At 34.3% G+C, this 25,729-nt stretch carries 22 protein-coding genes; 19 read left to right on the top strand and 3 right to left on the bottom strand.

The annotated features are described in order from the left end of the window. Window positions 1-332 precede the first annotated feature (332 nt). The gene (locus NFR29_RS08325) at window positions 333-401 is read left to right on the top strand and encodes a putative holin-like toxin (protein ID WP_420908276.1); all 69 of its coding nucleotides are present in this window, start codon (window positions 333-335) and stop codon (window positions 399-401) included. A gap of 278 nt (window positions 402-679) precedes the next feature. On the opposite strand, the gene NFR29_RS04185 is transcribed toward NFR29_RS08325, so the two are convergent. Next, window positions 680-2,116 carry a hemolysin family protein gene (locus NFR29_RS04185; RefSeq protein ID WP_251423700.1) on the bottom strand — a complete coding sequence of 479 codons (1,437 nt, stop codon included), beginning with the start codon at window positions 2,114-2,116 and terminating at the stop codon, window positions 680-682. 106 nt (window positions 2,117-2,222) lie between these two features. Between NFR29_RS04185 and NFR29_RS04190 the strand changes: the two genes are divergently transcribed. From NFR29_RS04190 to NFR29_RS04225, 8 genes are all read left to right on the top strand, one after another. Continuing rightward, window positions 2,223-2,822: a methyltransferase domain-containing protein gene (locus NFR29_RS04190; protein ID WP_251423703.1), complete on the top strand. Its 600-nt coding sequence runs from the start codon at window positions 2,223-2,225 to the stop codon at window positions 2,820-2,822. Between the two features lie 219 nt (window positions 2,823-3,041). Beyond that, window positions 3,042-3,872: a hypothetical protein gene (locus tag NFR29_RS04195; RefSeq protein ID WP_251423706.1), complete on the top strand. Its 831-nt coding sequence runs from the start codon at window positions 3,042-3,044 to the stop codon at window positions 3,870-3,872. A 212-nt stretch (window positions 3,873-4,084) separates the two neighbouring features. Further along, window positions 4,085-6,022: an LTA synthase family protein gene (locus NFR29_RS04200; protein WP_251423792.1), complete on the top strand. Its 1,938-nt coding sequence runs from the start codon at window positions 4,085-4,087 to the stop codon at window positions 6,020-6,022. A 75-nt stretch (window positions 6,023-6,097) separates the two neighbouring features. Continuing rightward, window positions 6,098-7,072, top strand: coding sequence for a glycosyltransferase (locus NFR29_RS04205; RefSeq protein WP_251423708.1), 975 nt, complete (start codon window positions 6,098-6,100; stop codon window positions 7,070-7,072). Window positions 7,073-7,092: 20 nt separating this feature from the next. After that, window positions 7,093-7,851 (top strand): glycosyltransferase family 2 protein, encoded by a 759-nt coding sequence (locus NFR29_RS04210; protein WP_251423711.1) that lies wholly within the window; start codon window positions 7,093-7,095, stop codon window positions 7,849-7,851. Window positions 7,852-7,861: 10 nt separating this feature from the next. After that, window positions 7,862-9,010 carry a glycosyltransferase family protein gene (locus NFR29_RS04215; protein WP_251423713.1) on the top strand — a complete coding sequence of 383 codons (1,149 nt, stop codon included), beginning with the start codon at window positions 7,862-7,864 and terminating at the stop codon, window positions 9,008-9,010. Window positions 9,011-9,073: 63 nt separating this feature from the next. Beyond that, window positions 9,074-10,021: a VirK/YbjX family protein gene (locus tag NFR29_RS04220; RefSeq protein WP_251423716.1), complete on the top strand. Its 948-nt coding sequence runs from the start codon at window positions 9,074-9,076 to the stop codon at window positions 10,019-10,021. 19 nt (window positions 10,022-10,040) lie between these two features. Beyond that, complete coding sequence (locus NFR29_RS04225; RefSeq protein WP_251423719.1) at window positions 10,041-11,258, top strand: O-antigen ligase family protein; 1,218 nt, start codon at window positions 10,041-10,043, stop codon at window positions 11,256-11,258. A 93-nt stretch (window positions 11,259-11,351) separates the two neighbouring features. Here the strand turns inward: NFR29_RS04225 and NFR29_RS04230 are convergent, their stop codons facing one another. Then, the gene (locus NFR29_RS04230) at window positions 11,352-11,564 is read right to left on the bottom strand and encodes an Ada metal-binding domain-containing protein (protein WP_251423722.1); all 213 of its coding nucleotides are present in this window, start codon (window positions 11,562-11,564) and stop codon (window positions 11,352-11,354) included. A 282-nt stretch (window positions 11,565-11,846) separates the two neighbouring features. Between NFR29_RS04230 and wbaP the strand changes: the two genes are divergently transcribed. The 9 genes from wbaP (at window position 11,847) to NFR29_RS04275 (ending at window position 22,737) form a co-directional block, all read left to right on the top strand. After that, window positions 11,847-13,250, top strand: coding sequence for an undecaprenyl-phosphate galactose phosphotransferase WbaP (wbaP, locus tag NFR29_RS04235; protein WP_251423795.1), 1,404 nt, complete (start codon window positions 11,847-11,849; stop codon window positions 13,248-13,250). Window positions 13,251-13,273: 23 nt separating this feature from the next. After that, window positions 13,274-14,374 carry a UDP-galactopyranose mutase gene (gene glf / locus NFR29_RS04240; protein WP_251423725.1) on the top strand — a complete coding sequence of 367 codons (1,101 nt, stop codon included), beginning with the start codon at window positions 13,274-13,276 and terminating at the stop codon, window positions 14,372-14,374. Window positions 14,375-14,418: 44 nt separating this feature from the next. Further along, the gene (locus NFR29_RS04245; protein WP_251423727.1) at window positions 14,419-15,321 is read left to right on the top strand and encodes a glycosyltransferase family 2 protein; all 903 of its coding nucleotides are present in this window, start codon (window positions 14,419-14,421) and stop codon (window positions 15,319-15,321) included. A 2-nt stretch (window positions 15,322-15,323) separates the two neighbouring features. Further along, entirely contained in the window at window positions 15,324-16,487 is a 1,164-nt protein-coding gene (locus tag NFR29_RS04250) for a glycosyltransferase (protein WP_251423730.1), read from the top strand. Next, the gene (locus NFR29_RS04255; protein WP_251423733.1) at window positions 16,487-17,461 is read left to right on the top strand and encodes a glycosyltransferase family 2 protein; all 975 of its coding nucleotides are present in this window, start codon (window positions 16,487-16,489) and stop codon (window positions 17,459-17,461) included. The genes NFR29_RS04250 and NFR29_RS04255 overlap by 1 nt, the downstream gene beginning before the upstream one ends. A gap of 31 nt (window positions 17,462-17,492) precedes the next feature. Continuing rightward, window positions 17,493-18,740 (top strand): flippase, encoded by a 1,248-nt coding sequence (locus NFR29_RS04260; RefSeq protein ID WP_251423736.1) that lies wholly within the window; start codon window positions 17,493-17,495, stop codon window positions 18,738-18,740. Window positions 18,741-19,187: 447 nt separating this feature from the next. Then, complete coding sequence (locus tag NFR29_RS04265) at window positions 19,188-20,756, top strand: O-antigen ligase family protein (RefSeq protein WP_251423739.1); 1,569 nt, start codon at window positions 19,188-19,190, stop codon at window positions 20,754-20,756. Window positions 20,757-21,255: 499 nt separating this feature from the next. Further along, on the top strand, window positions 21,256-22,017 hold the full coding sequence (locus NFR29_RS04270) for a DUF4422 domain-containing protein (RefSeq protein WP_251423798.1): 762 nt from the start codon (window positions 21,256-21,258) through the stop codon (window positions 22,015-22,017). 108 nt (window positions 22,018-22,125) lie between these two features. Then, entirely contained in the window at window positions 22,126-22,737 is a 612-nt protein-coding gene (locus NFR29_RS04275) for a hypothetical protein (protein WP_251423742.1), read from the top strand. 150 nt (window positions 22,738-22,887) lie between these two features. On the opposite strand, the gene NFR29_RS04280 is transcribed toward NFR29_RS04275, so the two are convergent. Continuing rightward, window positions 22,888-23,520: a flavodoxin family protein gene (locus NFR29_RS04280; RefSeq protein ID WP_251423745.1), complete on the bottom strand. Its 633-nt coding sequence runs from the start codon at window positions 23,518-23,520 to the stop codon at window positions 22,888-22,890. A 236-nt stretch (window positions 23,521-23,756) separates the two neighbouring features. Between NFR29_RS04280 and NFR29_RS04285 the strand changes: the two genes are divergently transcribed. Then, window positions 23,757-24,761, top strand: a complete 1,005-nt coding sequence (locus NFR29_RS04285; RefSeq protein WP_251423748.1) for an acyltransferase family protein — start codon at window positions 23,757-23,759, stop codon at window positions 24,759-24,761. Window positions 24,762-25,729 lie beyond the last annotated feature (968 nt).

A 25,729-nucleotide genomic window follows, 5' to 3' on the forward strand; every position in this document is an offset into this window, starting at 1 on the left:
TTGGTATTTTTGCGTTTATATGTTGTTATATAGGAATAGTAAGTTATCATTTGAGAGAGAAATGATATAATTTACATGCTATATAGTAAATGAACATAGTACTAATTGGAGAGCATGACTATTATTTACTATATAGGTATAGGTATAGGGAGAGTCTTACTATTCTATATATAGGATACCACATATAATTAAATAATTGTATTCTTTCTTAAATTTTATTCTACAATTAAGCCGATTTATAATATATTTGATATATGATTTTTAAAATTTACAGTGCTATACTATACATAAGATAGCAAGCGAGTTAGGCTCATCGTTAAGGCGGTGATACTATGAGAGTTTATGAAGCGTTATCATTGATGATAGCTTTTGCAACACTTATAGTCATGATTCTTAAATAGAAAAATGACCTAACGCGTAATGCACTAGGCCATTTCTCAAGTCTATTTTTAATTAACTTTGAGATGAGCCTAGCGCAGCACACGCTTGCTATCCCTTTATCTATTATTATAGCATATGTAGGATAAGTAGAATAGAGTAAATAAGATTGATTGAAGGTATATGGGTAAGAAAATACACCCCTGGAAAAGCGACTTTAACCCTGCCGTAGGCAGACCTGGTTATTGGAGCTTTTTTGGGGGTGTATTTTTATCTAAATACGCTAGATGTATTTTTTATACTATTCTTCTACCGGTTCTTCAACAACTGGTGGTTCATAAGTGACGAGGATTTTATCAATACGTGTATTGTCCATGTCTACTACTTCAAAGGTGTAGCCTTCCCAAGAGGTTTTATCGCTTTCACGAGGAATGCGGCCAAAGAGAAGGTTTAATAGACCACCCATGGTTTTGTATAAATCGTCTTCTTCACGAGGCAGTTCTTTGTCGATGTGAAAGAAGTCTTTAAATTCGTCAATATCGAGGAGGCCATTGACGAGCCAGGAGCCGTCGCCTCGTTCGATGATGCGGTTCTCTTCTTCTTGCATTTCTTCTTCGCCAGATGGCATAAGACCGACGATTTCTTCCATAATGTCGTGTAATGTGACGAGGCCTGTAAATCCACCGTACTCGTCGAGGACGATGGTTTCGTGAACACCTTCTGTACGGAAAATATTGAGCAGTTTCATGAGGGATAGAGACTCTGGCACGAGGACCGGTTCTTTTAGACAAGATGTAATAATAGATCGTAGTGAAGTATGAGAGGTATCTATTTTGGAATCCGTAGATTGCTTAGATTGAGCAGAATGTCGCGTAGTAGCTGGTGTGTTAGCGGCGTTGCTTTCACCTTGCATGAGCTGCACTAGTACGTCGGATACGGTAATAAACCCTTTGAATTCGTCTAAGGAATCTTCGCCTACAGGAATACGTTGATAATTTGATGTTTTGAGAACATCCATAATTTCGTCGGCGTCACTATTGAGGTCGATCCAACGGAGTTGAGTCCGCGGTGTCATAACATCACCAGCATTCATATCCGCCAAGTGGAATATATTTTCTACTAAAATAGGCTCTTCCTCTTCGTAAGCGCCCATGGCCACACCTTCAGTAAGCATTTTATTGATTTCTGATTCTGTTACGGGTGCTTCTTCTTTATTTTTGACACCTAATACTTTCAGCAAACCTTCTGTAGATAGGCCTAAAAACAGTACAATAGGTTTCAATACCTTTGAAAGCCATGAAATAGGCTTAGCTACGATGAGCGCAATGGATTCAGGATTGTTAAGAGCTAATCGTTTTGGCACTAATTCACCCATGACGAGGGATAAATAAGTAATAATAGCTACGATTAAAAAGGAACTGATAGACGCAGCATAGGCATTAATGCTAGGGAATGCTTTCACCAATAATTGTTCAAGAGGAGCGGAAAAAGTGGCACCTGAGTACAAACCTGTTAAGACGCCGATTAAGGTAATGCCGATTTGAATGGTCGATAACATTTCGTTTGGATTGTCTGCTAAATCCACTGCTTTTTTGGCGCTTTCATTGCCGTCCTCAGCCATTTCCTCAAGGCGGCGCTTGTTAGCATTTACGATAGCTAGCTCAGTCATTGAGAAGAGTCCGTTCGCAATGATTAAGGCAATAATGATAATAAAATCTAAGGTCAGATCACTGTCCATGTATAATTGCTCCTTGTATAGAATGAAATGAGTAATACTATTATTATATCATACTGGGTTACATGGTATACTAGATTATATAAAAGTAATGAAGTAGGATATGATTATGAACACTGACGAGCAACAATGGGAACACATCTTGAATATAAAAACAGCGGGTCGTGATGATAGTCACTCCGATTGGGAGCATCATCCGTACGAGCCTACCGATTATCCTGTGCTAGAGCGTTTGGCTAACACGGGGTACATCGGGAAACGTAATACATTGCTCGATTACGGCAGTGGCAAGGGGCGAGTGAGTATTTTTATGGCTTACCAAACGGGATGCCAGTCTATCGGTATTGAATATGATGAGCGCCTCTATGCGCGGGCTGTCGTGAACGGTGAAAGCGATGCCGCCCGGAACCGTGTGTCTTTTGTCCTCGGTGACGCAGCTACGTATGTAGTACCTCCTGAAGTAGATCGATGCTTTTTCTTTAATCCATTTTCACTGCATATCATTAAGCGAGTACTTGCCAATATATTCGACTCTCTCTATGCATATCCACGGCCTATGCAATTCTTTTTCTATTATCCATCACGAGATACGGAAGCTTTTCTCAATGAACACTGGCGATTGCAATTAATAGAAACCTTACCATGTGATGATTTATTTGATGAAGAGGACGAAAAAGAGAAAATACTGATATATAGCGTTTTATGTTAGGATATTGGCTCAAGATCATTATATTGTTATGGATAAAAACCTAGTGGAACCAAAATTGAAATTCTCTAGTAAATAGTCTATATTTCAGCGGAAAAGTTTCATCACATTTGATATAATATAATACATTACGATTAATTTTTCATTAATTTAAAAATGATATAATATGTATACCTGTTTTCATTATATTCAGTAAGGCCTAGGCCTTAGAGGAGGTATATCATGGAACATATTGATGCTAGTGTGATTGATAAAATTCGGAAAGCTTTGATCAATCGATATGACCGGGATCAGCAAATTCAACAACTCATCGAAGAAATCGGTACAGAAGAAGGTCTTGGTGAACAAGATTTAATTGTTGTATATCAAGCGTATTTAGAATTGAAGGAACGCATGCAGTATACGGCGAATTTGGTGGATTTGTGGAATCAAATCGAATCCGTCCAAGACCGTATGAATCTGTTGCATACCTATGACCGCTTAGAAGAGGATTTGTGGCGTCACGACATTGATATTGTGGACACAGCAGACTTGGAAGATGTTCCGCAAGAGGATGAGAACACTGAGAATCTTGATGAGGAAGACTTTCAGTTTATCGGTGAAGATGATTCTGATGATGAATTAAATGCATTTGAAGACGACCTAGAGGATGAACATTTCCAATATGTTGGTGATGATGAAGATTACGATGATAACGCTATGTATTACAACAGTGACGAGAAACAGGCAAGGTCTAACAAAGAACAAAAAGAATTAGATAAGCAGAAGAAAAAAATAGAGAAGCTTTTGAAAAAACAGATGAAGCGCATTGAAAAAGAATGGGCTAAGATTTCTGGGAAGTCTAATAAAGGCGATAGAAAAGATAAGAGCTCAAAGAAAAAAGATAAAAAGGACAAGGACGCTAAGAAGAAGGATAAAGAGTCTAAAAAACATAAAGACTCCAAAAACTACAAAGAAACGAAAGACCTGTTAAAAGCTTTAGACAAACGAGAGAAAAAGGTTAAAAAAGATAAACCGAAACAAGAGAAATCTAATAAAGAAAAAAAGAAATAGCCCTAGTGTCTCATAAGCACAGTGCTGCGGCCTACAATGAGAAGGACCGAGGCTGTGGCAAATGTAAGCGCTGTAAAGGGCGTAAGTGTAAACGGTATATTTAATAGAAAACATAGTTACTTAACAATCAATAGAGAAGAAAAACGTATTTGTTATGAGGAAGAATTAAGGTTCACATAATGTATATAAGGGATAATGGTATGCAGGGAGAGATGGCGAGTCCTTGGCAACGATGGGTCACAGGCATACAGCAAGAAGCGAAAGCACTCGCATTTTTTGCTGTTTTATTAACTATATTTCGTATTGTATTTTTAATTATATTTCAATTGCAATTGGCAAACGCTTCTATAGCGGATATAGGTATGTCCTTGTGGTTGGGGTTTCGGTTGAGCCTAAAAACAGTAGGTTTTATTTCCTTGGTAGGATTAGTTATAGCAACGATACCAAAGGTATTGAATCTTCGATGGCCGGCACAAACGATTCGTACTGTTTGGTATAGTATTGTTACTGTTATCCTTACATTGTTATTCTTTGGGCGAATTCCATTTTATAGGATCTTTAACTCTTCCTATAATGCTATGCTTATTAATGGTAAAAACGACGACATATCTGCCATTATTAATACAGCTATTAATGAATACCATGCTATTCCCTTTTTGATTGGCGCATTGATGACTAGTTCTTTGCTGTGCTGGTTATTGGTGAAAGTATTACATACGCATACGTCTGATTGGTATCCTAAAACTAGAAACACACAAATTGGTACTGCTATAGCAAGTGTGATAGGTCTTGCTGTTCTCTTTGTGCTATTTCGTTTTGGTGGAGCCTTTTCCTATACACATTCTATTAACTGGGAAAGCGCAGCTCGTCTTAATTCTAATGTGTTAAATGAAGCAATTTTAGATGATGTACAGGCCTTATATCGAGTAAGAACTATTGCAAAACGGATTCATGCACTAGAAACTGTACAATTAACTGCAGATGAATTAAAAGCGGCTATTTCACAAGTGGGTGGTAATCCATATAGTAAAACCTTTGATGAGGCTTTCACTAAGACGATTACGACGCAGCGTTTAGAAACAGCGCCGCAATCGATCCATGTTATTCTTGGGGAGTCTTATGGATTATGGCCGTTTTTACCAGAATTTAACAAACTCGGCACTTATATTGTAGGACAAGGGCGTAGTATTGAGCAGAAACAAAATGCGATGCATACGCAATATGCATTGGCTCAAGGAACGGGTACAATGCCTGCTATTAACGGATTATTAACAGGTATGCCCGATGTAGGGTTGTATCCAAACTACGAAAAGGTTAGTTATGAAGCTCCTTATGGGTTAGGTATTGCGTCGGTTATGAAACAATTGGGATACAAAACCGTATTCTGGTATGGTGGATTCAGTACATGGCAAAATGTGAAAGATTTTGCTTTGTCTCAAGGATTTGATGAATTTCATGATGCATCGGAAATAGACAGCACTGCTGTCAATGCGTGGGGCGTTGATGATGGTGATTTATTTAAGGCTATTTCTGCGTATATGGATGCCCATAGAGGTGAAAAGATTATCAACGTCATTATGACTACCTCGAATCATCCACCGTATAGCATCAATATAGAGAAAGAAGGCTTTAATAGTAGTTATGTAGCATCTAATTTGCCTAAGTCTATAGCGAATACAGAACAACAAATTAAGGAGTTAGGTCATATTTGGTACGCCGATCACGTAATGGGACAATTCGTCCAACGTGAAGAGCAGCAAGACCCGTCGGCGTTGTTTGTCATTACTGGAGACCATAGTGAACGATTTACCTTTGCTAGCGAAGAGGGACCTCAAGTGACATCAACGATTCCATTAATTTTTTATGGTAAAGGTATACAACAAGAGTGGTTAGGGCAGGAATCGTTTGGTATGAGTATTCAAATGATACCTACCTTAGCTGAGCTTGTCGGCCGTCCAGGGCAAACCTATACATCTATGGTACCGAGTCTATTTGATTCATACCCATTCGTATTTAATCATCGATTATGGATGGATTCCACAGGGATTCATGGGGAACATCAACCTATGCCTGGAGAATACCGTGAGACTATGGATACATTGAGAACATTGGCAGCGTGGCGCATGAAACAGGGGAATGTGATACATTAAGTTTCGGTCTTTTTTATTCTGTGGGTATTTTAATCGTGAATAGATTCTATATTGTATTGTAAAAAGGAAATAGGTATGAAGTTAGTATCAATTGTAATTCCTGTATATAATGTAGCGCCTTATTTGCATGAATGTATCGATTCTATTATCAATCAAACATATAGTAATTTAGAAATTATTCTCGTTGATGATGGATCAACGGATGAAAGCGGCTATATTTGTGATGCATATGCTGCACAGGATCATCGTATACATGTCATTCATCAAGCTAATGGTGGACTTAGTGCAGCTCGTAATACTGGCATTGCAGTAGCTACTGGTGAGTATATCGGTTTTGTAGATTCTGATGATTTTTTAGATATTAATATGTATAGCACATTAGTGTCTCATTTAGAATCTAATGACCTAGATATTATAGAATGCAATGCATATCGATATAAAAACAAACATACTATTAAAGCTAGCAAAAATGATGGTCATATAACTATATATGATCACGACGAAGCGTTACAGCTAGCTATGTATGATGGATTTACAGCGGCTTGGAATAAATTGTATAAACGCAGTATTTTAGGGAACATTCGCTTTCCAGAAGGTAGAAAATTTGAAGATTCAGCTACATCCTATTTGATTATTAATAACGCTCAACGAGTAGGTCACATTGATTTGTGTTTATATTATTATAGACTTAATCCTAATTCTATAACACAAACCTCTTTTGATGCTAAATCGCGATGGGATTTTGTATTAGGCTATATAGAACGATTAGAATTTGCTACCACACATCAATTACCATATACTTCTGATTGCAACAGTTTATTAATGAAAGCCTGCTTATCTTGCTTAACAGCGTATTATGCACAACCAAGTGATACAAATAGACAATATTATGAACAATGCGCAGACTTGATTCGTCAATATAGAAACAAAGATTCGTATAGTCAATTAAGTGGTAAATATAAGCTATTTCTGTATGCATTCGATCGATTTGACGTAATACATAAAATAGGTGCAACATGTTCTTACATGGCTAAAAAAATAAAGTCATAATAAGAACTAAAGGGGATACAATGGCAACAGTAACAGTTATTATTTTAGCGAAAAACGAAGAACAAAATATTAAAGACTGCATTGAAACCGTTAGTTTTGCTGACGAAGTATTAGTCATTGATGATTTCAGTACTGATGCAATGCCTGATATTGCTCGTTCTATGGGTGCGCGCGTGGTACAGCACGCCATGAATGGCGATTGGGGTGGACAACAGACCTTTGGCATTCAAGAGGCGAAATCGAAATGGATCCTCTTCCTCGATGCGGACGAGCGAATTTCCCCTGAGTTAGGCGAGGAAATTGTACGCGCCGTTCAACAAGATGAACCTAAGGCATATTGGATGCAACGACGCAATAAATTCCATCACAATGAAGCTACTCACGGTGTATTGCGCCCTGACTATGTGCTTCGTTTAATGCCTGCAGAAGGCAGTTATGTGGAAGGCTATGTACACCCTGCCATCATTACACCTTATAAAGAAGCTAAATTACAAGGCTCTATGTACCATTATACCTATGATAATTGGCACCAATACTTCAATAAATTCAACAATTACACTACGTTGGCTGCCGAAAAGTACAAAGATGCTGGTAAATCTTGTTCCTTTGTGAAGGATATTTTAATTCGTCCTAGCTGGGCTTTTTTTAAAGTTTATTTTCTCGATAGAGGATTCTTAGACGGTAAAATGGGGTTTATTTTGTCGGTTAACCACTATTTCTATACTATGATTAAATACGTCAAACTCTACTATTTACTAAAATCTAATGGGAAACTGTGAGGTATATCGTATGCGCGTTGCTATTCTTGAAAGTATCATAATGCCTGCCGGTCATGAAGTGGAATTTGATCGTTTACTTATTAACGAGCTGAAACGGCAAGGGCACGAACCGATTTTCATGGTTCCCGAAGACTTTACCTTCAAAGTAGATTATGACGTAGATGTGGTGTATCTTGAGGGGGGGCCTGTAGTAACCTATGCAGGTGCACCAAAGTGGAAGAAACCGTTTCTCTCTTTATTGCGAGAAAAACGGCGCCGTGCATGGTTTAATTCAGCAGCAAAACTTATAAAAGAACATCATGTTGATGCCCTTATCATTCCTACAGCTACGTATCGCTATGTAAAAGCTTTATTAGATACATCTCTTAAAGATGCAGATGTGCCAGTTCATCTTATATTCCATGGGATTGGTTCTGGTGAGTTAGAACGCTTCTTAAAACAGGCTTTCAAAGCTAAACCATATCCTAATGTATTTTTAGATGTCATTACATTGCGGGATGATATGTTGCGTCGGAATTTGCCTCGTGTATATCCGTTAGTGCCACCTGTATTTACGCCATCTACAGGAGAGCAACCAAAGTTTATTACGCATCAGCCTTTGCGATTAGGTTTTTTTGGACAATTTAGAAAAGAGAAAAACATCATTCCTTTGCTGGAGGCTTTCAAAGGTGCGCAGTTTAATGGACCTGTAGAGTTACTCGTTCAAGGGGCTACGGTGACACTGGAAGATGGAGAATTATTTGAAAGCATTGCTAGAGAGTATAGTCAGGTACCTAATATTTCGTTTCTTCATGCTAGCTTAATTGGTGAACAATGGGAGCGAGCATTGCTCGATATAGATGCTATTCTTATGCCATACGGTGCTGAACGCTATCGCTATCATTGGAGCGCTATGTTGTATACGGCCATAGGTTTTTATAAACCAGTGTTAGTATCTCCTGAAATTAATCCCGAGGTATTAACCACCTATCATATTGGTGAAGTGGTAGATATTCAGTCTGTTGATACGATTCGAAATGGATTAGAATCATTTGTCAATCAATTGATTGATAATCCATCTGTGTATCGAGAAGGATTACAACAAGCCAATGAAGAGTATAGCCATTATGGGTTAATTAGAGGTATCCTAAGAGGTATGAATTCCCAAAATACCATTTAGTATTGTGGGAGTGTCTGTGAATCACTATTGTAAGAGGCATAACATAATTACTAAGGAGAGTATATGTTTCAATATATGAAAGATCAGTGGGCCAATGGGCGCGCTATTTACGGCTATAAGTCGTGGCGTGAAACACGGCGCACTACATTGCATTTTTTGCGTACTCTATTCCACAAACGGGAAGTAATGGAATATAAAGCTTTTTTTGAAAGCTACAAACCTGATATGCATATATTAGATAAACAGGAGGGGTTATACGAATTATTAAGTCGTATCTTTTTATTTAAAGAATCGACATTGCGTGAGCGCATTGATGCGGTTATCAATCATTTTACTGCTCTTGAAACAGTATTTACAGACGAAACGATTGCTATGTTATACAATCCAGAGGAATTAAAACCACAAGGGTTAGAACAAGGTATTCTTCTGTGGTCCGACAAAGAATTGAACATGAAAGCGCATCTTAATTTTATGACCGGTCAACGAAAAGAAGGTTTAATGACTATTCTCTTAACTCTTGGCGATGAAGGGGTATACCATGCGAATATTCGTCTAGGTAAAGGTTTGAATGGTGAAAGAGCCCTTTGGATTGGCACTATTCAAGGTTATAAAGACGGTTTAGATAACGCAAAACATATTACAAAACAAATGCATGGCTATCGGCCGAAAAACTTTATTATCTTCTTAATTCGTGCCTTGGCTAAGGCTTGTAGAGTAGATAGTATGTATGCTGTATCAGATGAAGGATTTTATGCCAATACTCACATGGTGCGGGGACATAGAGCGAAGGTGGCAGAGCTAGACCCGTTATGGAAAGACATTGGTGGGACTGTTACAAGCGACGATCGATTCTATATGATTCCTTTAGAAGAATATCGGAAACCGTTAGAAGATATAAAATCACAAAAACGGAGTCAATATAGAAAACGGTACGAATTGTTGGATAAATATGAGCAGGAGATTGAGGAGAATTTGAAATCGTATTTAAAAATTCATAGATACGATAGTTAGTACATAGGATGAGCAAATAATGGATGTAAAAAAGTATATAACCTGGGAAATTTGCATTGCTATTTGTATTACCTTAATGGCTTGTATTACGCGTTTATCTATGGCTTTGGGACAAGTGTTTTATGGCGTTGCTATTTTATTAACTATTTTTTATATGTATAAACAACGAACACAATTGCAGGTGCCATCTTTTTTTAAAAGCTATAGCATAGCCTATGTATTAATGCTATTTTCTTTATTGCCAGCAGCGCTATTAACAGGAGCTCCTGTAACAGGATTTATGGAGTTTGTTAATGTGTGGATATGGCGCGTACTACCTTTCTTTATAATTGCTATTGTATTGCGTGATGAGCATATTATATATAAAATGCTGGCTGGTTTTTTCGTTGTTTTTGGTATCGATAATGTAGTGGCTTTTATACAGCCTCTCATTCAATATACTGGGGTAGGAGAAGATAATCGAGGCTGGGGATTTGGTAGTAGTACCCTTACCATTGCAGGGATTATGGTTATGGTAGTGCCTGTACTAGTAGTTACGTTTTTAGACAATAAGTACCCTAAGTATTTGCGCAATAGTGCATTATTTTGTTTAGTTTGTACTTTTTTTGGTATGTATGGAAATAAGAGTAGGGCTGCATGGTTAATTAACTTTATTACTATGCCTTTAGTAGCTCTGAAATATATAATGAAAAGTTGGAAGGCTATAGCTATTATAGTTTTAATTGTATTGGCTATTGTTGGATTATCTTTGCAACCAGCAAAAGAACAACGATTTACTACATTATTTGATTTTGATTCTGATGGATCTAATTTAGGACGTTTATATGTTGCTACTAGTGCTTTAGAGATGTTTGAGGACCACCCTTTTACAGGTGTGGGTATTGGACAATGGAGAAATGTTTATGAAAATGGGTATAGATTACCTGAAGAAACACAGCATTTATACCATGCACACAATAATTTTCTTCAATTGTTAAGCGAAACAGGTATTATAGGTACATTAGGCGTTACTTTATGTTTCTTATTTATATTTTGTGATATCTTTAGACGATGGCGCATAACTAAAAATCCATCTTATTTAAGTACGTTATTTGTTATTGCTGGGTATATTTTTGTTTTTGGACAAGCTGAATATACCTTAGATAATTCTTCTGGAATGCGTATACTTTGGTTTTTAGCAGGATCGTTATTAATGCTAGGAGAGAAAGATTACAGTAAAACTTTAACATCTAAATAATAATAGGTGTTTTGATAATAGTTACATGTAAATAAAAAAGACCACTGTACATTCAGAAAACCGAATGTACAGTGGTCTTTTGTTTTGCATTTATTACGGCCGACAAACATTACAAGGCACATACCCTGCATTAACAGCTTCTTGGCGAGTATCAAAATGAACTCTATGGTGATTGGCTATACGTGATTCATGATGACAACTTTCACGATGAAATTTATAGGTATTAGAATTGCCTGTATAGGCTAATATTTGAGCGCATATACTGAAGATCATTAATGCTAATAATAAAACTTTTTTTGCTAACATAACTAAACTCCTTGCTATACAAACTATATAACGTTCTTCGTGGAGAAGAAAACAAATTATTATATATAGTAAATTATATTTTATTGTTTTTTGCAATAGATTTATAGTGAAATGCAGATTAAATTATGTGGAATCCGTTTTTCATTATCATTTTCAGTAAATCTAGTTTATAATAGATATAATGGGAGTTGTATGTGCATTTATTACTATCATGCAAATCATATAATAAAGGTAATATACAAGGGGTCAGTTATGAATTTATATAAAAAGCAAAAATTAACTATGCCGCTCATTCACTTGATGACTGTTGGCATTGATTATATATCCGTTGTATTGGGGTTAATGGCGGCGTATCATTCACGAATCGCTTTGTCATTTATTCCAGTGAGTGCTAATTTTGAATTGGAAAGCATTTACACCTTTTTCATTGTGCCCATCGTATTCATTGCTACGTTATTCATAAATGAAGCGTATAATATCGATATGCCCTATTGGGACAAGATTAAACATATTTTCCGAAGCATTACCATCGGTGTAGTGGTGTCCATAGTCCTTATGTATGCGGGGCACGTGACAAACGAAGTATCCCGTTTATTCGTAGGGTTTACGTATATCTTTATTTTATTATTTACCATTATTTTCAGGTTCATTGCCTATAAAATCTTGAATAAAATGGGCGTGTTGCAAATTCCATATGTATTGATTGGGGCTGGAAAAACAGCGGAGTTAGTGAATCGATCCATCAATCGCATGCCTATACCGTATTTTAAAATCATTGGCTATGTGGATGATAATCCTAAATCTGAAAGTATCGCTACAGAATATCCCTATCTAGGCAAGTTTGATGATATAGAGAAGGTCATTGAAGAAACAGGGGTGCAGCACGTATTGGTGTGCGCACCAGGTATGGAATCTAAGAAATTAGTTAGCTTAATCAATAAACTACAATTAATGGTCCGTCGTGTAGCATTTGTACTAGAACTATTTGGCTTGCCAGCTAGCAATATTAGTGCTCGCGGTTTAATGGAAGAACAAGCTATCGTTATCCGTGTTCATAATAATTTGGCTCGTAGATCCAATCGTTTCTTAAAACGATTATTTGATATTATGGCGACCCTTATAGGAGGGATTTTTATTTTACCTATCGTAGGTATTATAGCTCTGTTAATTTATTTGGATTCGCCAGGACCAATCGTATTTGGTCATAAACGAGTAGGACAACATGGTAAAGAGTTCCCTTGTTACAAATTCCGTTCCATGATTCCAAATGCCCAAGAATTCTTAGAAGAGTACTTGAAAAATAATCCTGAAGCACGGGAAGAGTGGGAACGTGATTTTAAATTGAAAGACGACCCTCGTGTAACGAAAATTGGAAAATTCTTAAGAAAAACGAGCCTCGATGAATTGCCACAATTGTGGAACGTTTTAATGGGTGATATGAGCCTTGTAGGCCCTAGACCAATTGTACGTGCCGAAGTAGAAAAATATGGTGATTATATCAATGATTTCTACTTAGTACCACCAGGCATTACCGGCGTATGGCAAGTATCTGGTCGTAGCGATACAACCTACGAAGAACGTGTCCTTATGGATTCTTGGTACGTACACAACTGGTCCGTGTGGATTGATATTGTGTATTTAGTGAAAACGGTTATGGCTGTTATAAAATCTAAAGGTGCTTATTAATAGTTTAGTAAGGAGATTCAAATATGAATACAACATATGATTATTTAGTAGTTGGTGCCGGCCCTTTTGGCGCGGTATTTGCTCACGAAGCACATAAACGAGGCAAATCGGTTCTTGTTATTGATCGTCGGAACCACATTGCAGGTAATTTGTACTGTGAAAGCAAAGATGGTATCAACATTCATGTCTATGGTGCTCATATTTTCCATACATCTATGAAACACGTATGGGATTATGTGAACCAATTTGCTGAGTTTAATCACTATGTAAACAGCCCTGTAGCTAACTATAAAGGTGAAATGTACAATTTGCCTTTTAATATGAATACATTTTCTAAAATGTGGAATATTCGTACTCCTCAAGAGGCAGAGGCTATTATTACGGAACAACGGAAAGCCATTACAGGGGAGCCTAAAAACCTAGAAGAACAGGCTATTAGCCTTGTTGGTACAGATATTTACGAAAAACTTATCAAAGGTTATACAGAAAAACAATGGGGCCGCAAATGTACAGAATTGCCAGCTTTCATTATTAAACGATTACCAGTTCGCTATACTTATGATAATAACTATTTCAATGATCGCTACCAAGGCATTCCAATCGGTGGCTATACAAAGCTCATCGAAAATATGCTAAAAGATATTGAAGTGCGTTTAGGTGTGGATTTCTTAGAGCATCGTGATGAGTACAGTGCGATGGCTAAGAAAATTATCTATACTGGTCCTATTGATGAATATTTTGGCTATTCCGAAGGGACATTGGAATATCGCGGATTACATTTTGAAACGGAACGATTGGAAGAAGAGAATCACCAAGGTGTAGCCGTTGTGAATTATACGGAAGGTGATATTCCGTACACTCGTATCATTGAACATAAACACTTTGAATTCGGCACGCAGCCTGTGACGTATGTGACGAAAGAATATCCGCGGGACTGGAAGCTCGGAGAAGAAGCGTACTATCCCGTGAACGATGTGAAAAACCTCGATCTCTACGCTAAATATGTAGAATTAGCGAAGCAAGAAGAAAACATCATCTTCGGCGGTCGCTTAGGAGAATACAAATATTACGATATGGATAAAGTCATTGCTAGTGCTTTGAATTTAGTAGAACAAGAACTGTAATATTATATTGTAAAATTAGGTTTATTAAAAAATAGGAGTTACATATGAGTGATACTATTGCTGCAATAGTAGTTACATACAATCGGAAACAATTATTATTAGAAAATGTTAACGCTCTTTTACAGCAAACAATAAAAGATAAAGTTACTATTGTTATTATTGATAATAATAGTACGGATGGCACTCATGAAAGTTTAATGCCATTTATTGAAAATCAATCGATCACTTATATCAATACAGGCGAAAATTTAGGTGGTGCTGGTGGCTTCCAATTTGGTATGAAGTATGCAGTAGAGCAAGGCTTTGATTTTGTCTGGATTATGGATGATGATTGCATCCCTCAAAATACTAGTGCAGAGGAATTATTAAAGGCTTATCATTCCGTAAATGGGAAATGTGGATTCTTATCTAGTAAAGTTTTATGGAAAGATAAATCAATTTGTACGATGAATGTACCTCGTGCCACAATGTATAAGAATGTCACTGATTTTGATAGTCCTATGGTGCCATGTGTAATGGCATCATTTGTCTCCTTTTTCGTATCAAGTGACGTTGTTAAAGAAGTTGGATTACCAATTAAAGAATTCTATATATGGACAGATGATTGGGAATATACACGACGTATATCCTTGAAATATCCTTGTTATCTTGTAAATAATAGTGTCGTTATTCATAAATCGAATAGTAATATTGGTGCTAATATAGCTTCTGAAGCTGAAGATCGGTTAGACCGATATAAATATTTATATAGAAATGATGTCTATTTATACCGTAGAGAAGGTATTTCAGGATTTGCCTATGAATGTGCTAGACTTTTATATCATTCATTCTTAGTACTAAAATCAAGTGCATCTAGAAAAGCATTCCGATTGCGTACTATATGGGCATCTACTTTAGAGGGATTATCTTTTAATCCACCTATTGAATATGTCAAAACTAAGGATTAATAATGAACATTTTACTAATCTCATCAGATAATAATAAAACCTCAGGTGCCTTTTTATGTCTTGTTGAGTTAGCAGAACGATTGCAAAGAATAGACAAGCATAGGGTAGTAGTGGTTTTACCTAAGTCAGGAGATGGACAATTATTATTAGATGAACGCAATATTGAGTATATATTAGTGCCAATGTTAAGTTGGGTTGTATTTAATAATATGTCGCTTGCATCAATTGCTAAATATATTATTAAGTACATGGGACTTATCTTTAACCTATATGCATTAATGCGATTGTGTTGGATTATTCATAAATATAAGATTGATATTGTCCATAATAATACTATTTTCACCTATGTGGGTGCATTAGCAGCGCATATTATGGGAAGGTTGGTTATTTGGCATATACGTGAAAGTTTGAGAGATGCATTTAATTCTAAAATTATATTCTCTAATGTGGGATATAAATTAATTAATAGCTCAGATCAAATTATTTTCACGTCAAAAAAACTACAAGATAGATATCCTGAGATATCCCAATCTAATAGTCGAGTCGTTTATGATGGAGTCCCTTTAAAGTTTTATAATACCCATTTTATATTAGAAAAGAACATTGTTACTCTTGTAACGATAGGCCATTTAAATGCTAATAAAAATCAGAGACTTCTTATTGAAGTACTCGGTAGCCTCTATAAAAAGGGGGTTTCTAATTTTCAGACCCATATTGTTGGAGATGGAGAATTAAAAATTGAGCTGATAGATCTTGTCTCTGAACTTGGTTTAGAAAAGCATATTAGATTTGAAGGAAGGCGTTCAAATATAGAGGATATATTACTATCTTCAGATATTCTTGTATCTACATCTATTGCAGAAGCTTTTGGACGAACTTTAGTAGAAGGTATGATGAGTAACTGTTTGGTTATCAGTGCTAATAGTAAATCGAATGCAGCTGATGAATTAATCGATGATGGTGTTACAGGAATGTTGTTTGATATAAATAATCCATCTGATTTAGAAAATATATTATCAGATATTCTTACATCATCAGATCGGAGATGCTATCAAAATATAGCGCTTCAAGGAAACAAAAAAAGCCTTGCATCATTTTCGGAAGATGTAAGTTTTTATAACATGCTTGAAATTTATGAGTCAGTGATAAAAGGTAGAGAAGTATAATGAATGATAAAATTCTTACTATATCAATAGCTGCATATAATGTAGCATCGGTTATCGATGATTGTTTAGCTAGCTTAGTAAGTAGTCGCTATATAGATCAATTAGATATCATTGTTGTTGATGATGGTTCAAAGGATGATACTCCTCAGCACGTAGAATCTTTTGTTGAAAAATACCCTAATAGTATCCGCTATGTGGGGAAGGAAAATGGTGGGCATGGTTCTACTATTAACACATCTCTTAAATTAGCGAAAGGGAAATACTTCAAAGTTATTGATGGGGATGATTGGGTCGATACAAAAGAGTTTGATCGATTAATTGAATTTTTAAACCAAGCTACTGAAGATTTAGTTTTAACTGATTATGATGAAGTGTATAGTCATAGCTCGACCCCAGTACATGTATTACCTTATTTAGATAGAAATATAGAATATAATTTATCAAGTTTAATTAACTTTGATTATTTACCAATGCATGCGATAACAGTAAAACTAGACACGTATTTACAAAAAAATGAGATGATATCAGAACATCGATTTTATGTAGATACAGAGTTTGTATACTTCGTTCTATCTAGTATCAATAATTTTATAATCACTAATGGATCAGTATATCAATATAGATTAGATCAACCAACTCAAAGTGTAAGTAGTATGGGTATATTTAAACATATTGAAGATTTACCGTATATACTTCTTCGTTTGTTGGGCTTATATTCTAAAGAAAGTAATATTGATAGTGATAGAAGTCAGATTTTATTTAATATTATTGCATCAAGATATAAGCTTTTATTTTATTGGTTTAGTATAATTACAGACTCATCTAAAGACGCTATTCTTATTAATTTTGATAAGACTGTTAAAAAAAATTATACCAGTGTGTATAATCGAATTTCTATCGGGAAATATGCATTGATACGCTTAAATTATAGTTTAGGTTTAGCAATAGTAAGAGCTATGCGAAAGCTAGTATAAAGAAAGAATTTTATAATTGAGGGTAGGATGAATGGTATTTAAGCCGACAAAGCTTATAGAAAATATTTTTTCTATGGTTTTATTGCGTGCATTAGAATATATTCTGTCATTTTTGCTGATTCCTTATTTGTTGATTGTTTTGGGACCAGCAAATATGGGAAGTATTGTCTTTGCACAAAGTATAATGGCATACTTAGTGCTTATATCTAGTTACGGCTTTAATTTAACTGCTCCACGAGCAATAGCTAAAGCAGAGCCTATTGAGTATGCTCAACTATTTTCTAAATACATGTATGGATCAATTGCCTTGGGCGGGATTGCGACCTTCTTATTATTAATTAGCATTTTTGTATGTATGCAAATTGGTATTGAAATTGACCTTGTTTTGTATTTAGCTGCTTATACGGCTGTTATTGGTAATATTATATTCCCTATTTGGTTTTTCCAAGGGATTCAAGAAATGAGATACATTACTATATTAAATTTAGCGGGGAGACTATTATGTATTCTCGGTATTTTTACTCTCGTAAAAGATCCTGAGGACTATAGGTTGGCAGCTTTACTTTTGTCATGTGCGCCATGTATTTCTGGAATATTATCTTTAATCTTATTAACTAAACGATATAACTCTCTATGGACAATACCTAAATGGGGAGAATTCATTGTAATCTATAAGGAAGGATGGCTCATCTTTGCTTCTACTATTGTTATAAATCTTTATACTACAACATCTATTATTATTTTGGGTTTACTCACTAATAATACTGTCGTTGGTTATTACAGTGCTGCCGATAAGTTATTAGGAAGTATTCGAAGAATGGTGATGGCTGTAAATGATGCGGTATATCCACATATTAATCGGTTATTAAAAAATTCTTATGTGGAAGGCATAAAATTCTTAAAGAAACAGTTATATATCTATACAGTTGTAGGGTTTTTAGGCGGATTAATACTAGTTTTCTGGGGAGATTTTATTATTATTTCCTTATTGGGTGAAGAGTATAGAGAATCTATTATATTGTTTAAAATTATGGCTTTTGTACCTATGATTGTTGCCATGAGTAATGTATTAGGTTATGAAACTATGCTTTCCCTACACATGGAATCTATTTATAGCAAAATTTTAATGATAGCGGCTTGCATAAGCTTACTTATTATCGTTCCATTAACATATTATTATGGCGGGGTTGGGACTGCTGTAACAACGATAATAACAGAGATATTCGTAACTTGTACTATGGCATATGTGATTTATCGCAAGAAGATTTATAAGATTTAATAAAGTTAAAAACTAGTTTCTCTAGAAAAGGGAAGTCATTTAGGAGACTCTGTTGAATCTATTACGATCAATCACGCAAAGGCTCTTTTAACACCTTAAACTGGTGCTATTGGGGGGCCTTTTTATCTTGGATAGAAACGAAAGTTTAAAAAGAGTATTTGGTTTATTGATGTTGTTGATTTTTCTAAAGTTAATGATTTGTTTGCATGTCCTTATTCTGTATGGGAATGTGGTTCTAATAAAAGGCAAAATGGACTACTTAGAAGCTTTATACCTAAAGATAGGTTAGCAATACTTTTGGGATATTGGGATAAAATTTTTAAGGTGTTGCATTAAGCCTATATACTCTTTAGAGGTATATAGATAAGTGCACTATGAATTCGTTGTGTATTAAACCAATGTACATAAATTTAAAAGGGATTTAGTAATGTAATGGAGGTATAATTTATGAATCCGTCTATACGAGATGGTTTATTTTATTTAATTGTGTTATTTACAATTTTTACTCAAATTCCGAAGATCCTTCAATTAAATTTTATAGGTGGGTTTTTAGGAACTGATTTAAGCTTCTATCCTATATTAATTGGGGTATTATATTCATTTTACATTATATACAAGAATAAATCTGAATTAGTAATAACACGAGATGATAAAATTTGGGGAATATATATCGTGATTTATATTGGTATATTACTCATTTCGTTTATCCATGGTCTTGTTATATATCCTTATTATGATGTTATTTTATCCGGTCCAGTAACTCAAGTTGAAAAATTACCTATGATACAAAAAACTTTAGCATCAATAGGGATACATATTGATGCTAATACGCTATTAATGTATTCTATGGTTTTGAGACCTATTAAAATTTTTGTAATAGAATGTTTTTGGTATTTTACGGTTCCTTATATGATATATAGTTGGTATAAATTTAATATTAATAGAGGAATTAGAATATTAGTAAAAGGTACGTACGGGGCTACCATTATTGTATGTATCTATTCTATATTAGATATATTATATTTATGGGGCAATTTTTCAGCTGAACATATATTAAGTATCCTTAATCCAGTAGTTCATGAGATAAGTAGTAATGGGACTTGGTGGCCACCTCTTTTTTGGAATAATCAATTAAGGTCTGTATTTGCAGAACCATCTTTTTATGGGATTTTTGCAGCTTTTGCGATGCCTATTTTATGGTATAAGCTAATTGAAGTGACAAACAACAAAGAACGAATTATAAATATGGTTGTAATATTTATGTTTAATTATGGGTTGTTTTTGACTCGAGCCCGAACTGCGACTATCTTGTTACTTATTGAATTGTTAGTGCTTATATTTTTTACTATATGGAATAAGGAAAAAACTTTTATTAAGAATACAGTATTAGTTTTATTCTGTTCGCTATTAGCTTTTGGGGGAGCTATACTCTCTTTAGATGTTATGCCTGGAAGTCCGCAAAGTACAAAACAAATTTACGAAGTAGAGAAAAAGGATACTGTAAAGGAATATGTAACTGACAATATAGCTTCCGCTGTTAGTACTGACAAAAGGAGTAATCGTGCGCGGTTATCCATTATTGAATCAAGTGTAGAAATTGGAAAACAACATCCATTACTCGGGGTAGGAACTGGTTTTAGAAGTTCTTATACACCTGATTATCTTTCCACTGAGGCATTAAATGATCCAGAAGTTCAAAGCTGGATTCAATATCAGAAGGAAAGAGGTTTAATGCAGTCTGGATTTCCTAACTTAAGTGAGTATGCTGTTCGTTTTGCAGAAGGTGGAATTTTAGGATTATTAATATTTTTAGTTGCTCCAGTTTATTTGGGTTTTAAATTACTTAAGGAGATATTCCGTACAAAGAATTTAATTAATAGAACTCAATTAATTTTTTTCTTTATTTCGTTTTTAGGGATTATGGTAACAGGACTTATCAATAATTTGAGTATTACTTGCTGTTATTATATTTTAATGGGACTTGGATATGCTTTAATAAAAAATCAGTCTGCTTAATTGTAAATTAAAACTGGACGCATAAATAAATCCATAGTGAAAACTGTATATTATGATTTAGATGTCTGATCAAAATTTAAATAGATAATCACTATGGATTATTTAGGTGCTTTATAACTAAAAGGGATGCCTATTAACAATGTTTCTGATAGAATGTTATAACAAGCAATCCAATGGTGTAACAATTTGCCTCGAGAATTACTACACTATAAAGTACTACAAGATATCTTTTTAGAAGAAGTTAGAAAAATAGGATTGTTAAAGACATTAGAAAAGAGATTATTCTGTCAAGTATATTGTTGATTTTTCTATAAGCACATTTTCTCCTCCATACATGATTTTTGGTAATATATTATATAGAATAATGATATGCTATAGATATATTTTATAAATAGTGACAGACTTTATTATATTTACATATTTTGTAGTAAACTAAACGAGAATTATAGACTCTAGTTACTATGCTAAATATAGAACATATGGAATAGGAGCAGCAATGATGAATATTAGAGTTTTAATAGCAACACATAAGCAATATTGGATGCCTACAGAATCTGTATATATGCCTATTCACGTTGGCCGTGAAGGGAAAGATGATTTAGGCTATGTAGGGGATAATACGGGTGACCATATATCACTTAAAAATCCTAATTACTGTGAATTGACAGCCTTATATTGGGCTTGGAAAAATTTAGACGCCGATTATATCGGCCTCGTTCATTACCGCCGGTATTTTACTAATAAAGAAGTGCGTTCCGTAGAAGGTAAAAAAGAGCAAATTTTGACTACTGCTAATTGGGAAGAGTTATTGAGTAAACACCCTGTTGTAGTAGCCGATAAGCGTAAATATTACATCGAATCGAATCGTTCACATTATAACCATGCGCACCATAGCGAAGGATTAGATGTGACGGAAGAAATCATTGCCGAGCTATACCCTGAATACAGTGCAGCCTTTATGAAGGTTTGCAATCGGACTTGGGCACATATGTTCAATATGTTTGTTATGCGTCGCGATTTGTACGATCAATATTGTGAATGGATGTTTACTATCTTAGGGGAATTAGAAAAACGTGTCGATATTTCTCATTACGATGTTTACGAATCTCGTATTTATGGATTTGTTAGCGAAATTTTACTCGACGTATGGCTTGAGAAAAATGAAATTCCTTATAAAGAACAAAACGTATCCTTTATGGAACCGCAGAATTGGGTGAAAAAAGGCGGTGCCTTCTTGTTGAGAAAATTGGGTATTAAATAAAGTATTCTAAAAGACTAACATGAATACACTTCTCAGGGAATAGTGGGTATTGTTTTATTATTAGTTGTAAATCCTAAATACTATAAGAAGAGAAAGTAAGGAGATTTAATGAAAACAACGGTGAAAAATCGTTTAATTGAAGCATATAATCAATTAGAAACTGATGATGCTAAAACTGCAATTAAATACCATTTTGAGTATAATTTAGTACAAGTTAATCTATATTTTGATAATTATGATTTTAAGAATCCTAGCTTATGTATATTTTTAAAGTATAAGGAGCATAGTTATTTCACAACTCTTAAGATGAATAATACAGGGGGCAGCAACCAATATTTAGACAAATTAAATTCAACAATACGTCATCAGATTATTGATGATAATGGAAAATTACTCTCTTTTTTTGAATGTATTGATACACATATTTTAGAGAGAAGATTTGAGAAAATTTATTATGGTACTGATAAATCTTTTAATCAAGCGATGAATAGTAAGAGAAAAGAGAATGGGAATGAAGAGTTTTCTTTTATAAAAGGGATTAAGAGAGGTATTATGTCTGATAAAATGGAGAACTGGGTACTTCAGAACACATCTGTTAATTATGGGGATATTAAATTGGTGAAGACAAAGAAATATACATTTATAAGGACAAATGATATTACTAAAAGAATAAAGCTTGATATTATCTTTGAAAATAAAGGTCTTCGATCAGCATTTTGACGTAGAGAATTTTAGTTAAGAGTTTTAGCTTTATAAATGAAAAACGGAGTAATACAATGTATTACTCCGGCTAAATTTTATCCTATAAACCTTATGGTGTTATAAGATAGTTTTTGTGTAAATTTACAGGGGTAGATTATTTTGACTATCTCACAAAGTGTGTGTGTACACTTTATCTTCTTTTTCTGGAGCCTCAACAATACCTTTGGAGGAAGCCATGATTTTTATAAGGTAAGCCATGTTTTTACCGAGAATGCGCATGATTTGGGTGCCTTCTATGTCTTGTACTATTTCACCTGGTGTTGTGCCGTAGATGATATTCCAGTAGTTTGATGTAGGGATCATTATTTCAGAATAGGACAGGTAGTAATTTAACTCGTTTAATGTAGAAATACCACCTTCACGGCGATCTGCGACAATGGCTGCACCTACTTTATGGCGGAATAAGTTGCCATTAGATGTGCTCACATAGAAGAGTCGATCTAGGAAGGATTTCATTGTACCTGGTACGCCAGAATAGTGAACAGGAGATCCTAGTAAAATTCCAGCAGCTTCTTTTACTTTTTGGATGGATTCGTTAACGATGTCATTTGTAATTATGCATTGCTCATTTTGTTTCATGCTACAATTGCCACATGCAATACAGCCACGAATTGACTGGTTTCCAACATGGATGATTTCGAATTTAATACCTGCCATTTCTAATTCTTTGCCTACTAATTGTAGGGCGTGATACGTGTTGCCATTAATTTTAGGACTGCCGTTAAATGCTACTACTTTCATTAGAACTTTTTACCTCATATATTATATATAATAGTGTGTTAGTAAGTGTAATTATTATAACATAGGTTAGTATTATATAATCTGAATTATAGTATGTTTTGAGTTTAGTTAGAGTACAATATATAATCATTTTTTAGGTAAATATAAATATGGATACGCCATAACTACCATTTTATGTTATCTTTTATTAGAAAAGTTGCTATCTTTATGGGTAACATTAGGAGATATTTTTTATTATGAAAAACTCTATTATAGAATTATATCGTTTTTGTGGTGCAATCGTGATAGTTTTTCATCATGGGTTTATATTTGGAGAAAGATTATATTTTGATACAGGGTGGATATTTGTTGAGTTTTTCTTTTTATTAACAGGTTATTTTACGGCTAAGCATTTTAATAACATGGATAATATTGAGGTAGAAAATATACCGCAAGTTGCTGTAAAATATAGCTTGAGAAAAATATATAGAACTACTTTATATGCATGGATAGGTATATTTATTGGTTTTGTTGCCTTATTAGTGAAACCAAGCTCTGGAGATATAAATATTGTTACATTGATTGCTTCAATACCCGTTAATTTGCTTTTTTTGGGAGGGACTGATCTAGGAAGTGGCCTTTATAATTTTAACTCTCCCTTATGGTTTATTTCGAACATATTAATTTTCTTACCAATTATTATTGTATATATGTATAAAATGAAGAATTTATACATATATATTTTTTCTTGGATAATTCCATTAGCTTTATATTCTTATAATCTTGAACACATAGGCATGAGTATAACTTGGGATGTAAGCCATATGTTATATTTTAGAAGTATAGCAGATTTAATGTTAGGAACATTTTTATTTTATGTTGTAAAATGGGTACAAAAAGCAAATATTAAAGTCATGAGAAATATATCTTTACTACCAGTATCATTAGTAATATTTATTATTTATATATTAGGGAGTATATTCATAGATATGAAAGGAACGACGATATCATTCAGTTTGATATTATTTACTTTCTTAGTATTATTAATAACGTTATTGGTGGATGATAAAATTCCAAAACAAGTAGACAAAGTATTTACTGAATTAGGTTCACTTTCATTACCTATTTATTGTATGCATTTTCCAATTATGCAGTTGGTTCAATTCAGTGGAATTATAACAGACTATGTATTTAAAGGTGTAATATCTATAATAATAGCAATAGGGATAACTTATATTTTACGTTATGTTAAGTTAGTGTAGTATGAAGGTCAATTAGACAGAGAGGTACTTCAACTTGTTTCATTTCTATAGGTTGACGCATCAATAGCAATGAGGACAATATGAAATGTAAATGTCCCCCCCCCCCCTACATACTAGTAGTATAAGGGGAGGCAAGAAAATAATTAGAAGGGGCTGTAATGAAATGAACAAAAATCTTCATTTCGTTACAGCTTTTTTTGTCATTGTGATTGAGCATTGTCTGGATATGGATGAAAGTATGTTTTGAAATGATTTAAAGTCTTATGTTTTTCAAACATAGATTGTAGCATTCTGATGATTTCGTCTTTTCTTTTACCGTTTAAATCGCTTTCAAGGTCATCAATACCAGCGAGTTAACATTGAATAATTTTTCTGCTTCTTTAGAGTCCTTATATAAATTTTCAATTTGATTAAAATTATTATATGTTTCTAAAATGCGACGAATAGAGGTTAATAAATATTCTGCTTTACCGTGAGTGTATAGCCAATTAAGTTCATCTCATAATGCCTCATACCTTGTTTTAATATTGTTCTTTTTTCTACTTCTATAATATCCGTAGTCATACCATTTTTTATTAGTCTAAAGGTTGCTTTATTCTTTTTATCCTTAAACCATCAGTTGCATCTAGTATTTATATAGAAATGAGTATTTAAATATAATGATTTGATTTTTTTTGACGAGTGATTAGAATCTTGTAAATGATAAATGAATCATAAAAAAGCAACAACATTTTTTTCACCAGTGCTAAGCGTTTCTATTTTTCTTGGATTACCTTAATGATCTAGAATTTGATAGACTCCTTTTTGTTCAGTAGAAGACGCGTTGGCTAGAGTAAAAGAATGACTTCCAAGTCCTTTTATAAATTTATTTATGTATTCTATAGCGAGGTCTTCATTTACAGCTTACCGTTTCAATTCTTGGAGATTATTTTTATATTTTAGTAATTCATTTTTTTATAAATTAAAGT

It is taken from the genome of Veillonella agrestimuris, assembly GCF_943193065.1.
Taxonomy (GTDB): Bacteria; Bacillota; Negativicutes; order Veillonellales; family Veillonellaceae; genus Veillonella; species Veillonella agrestimuris.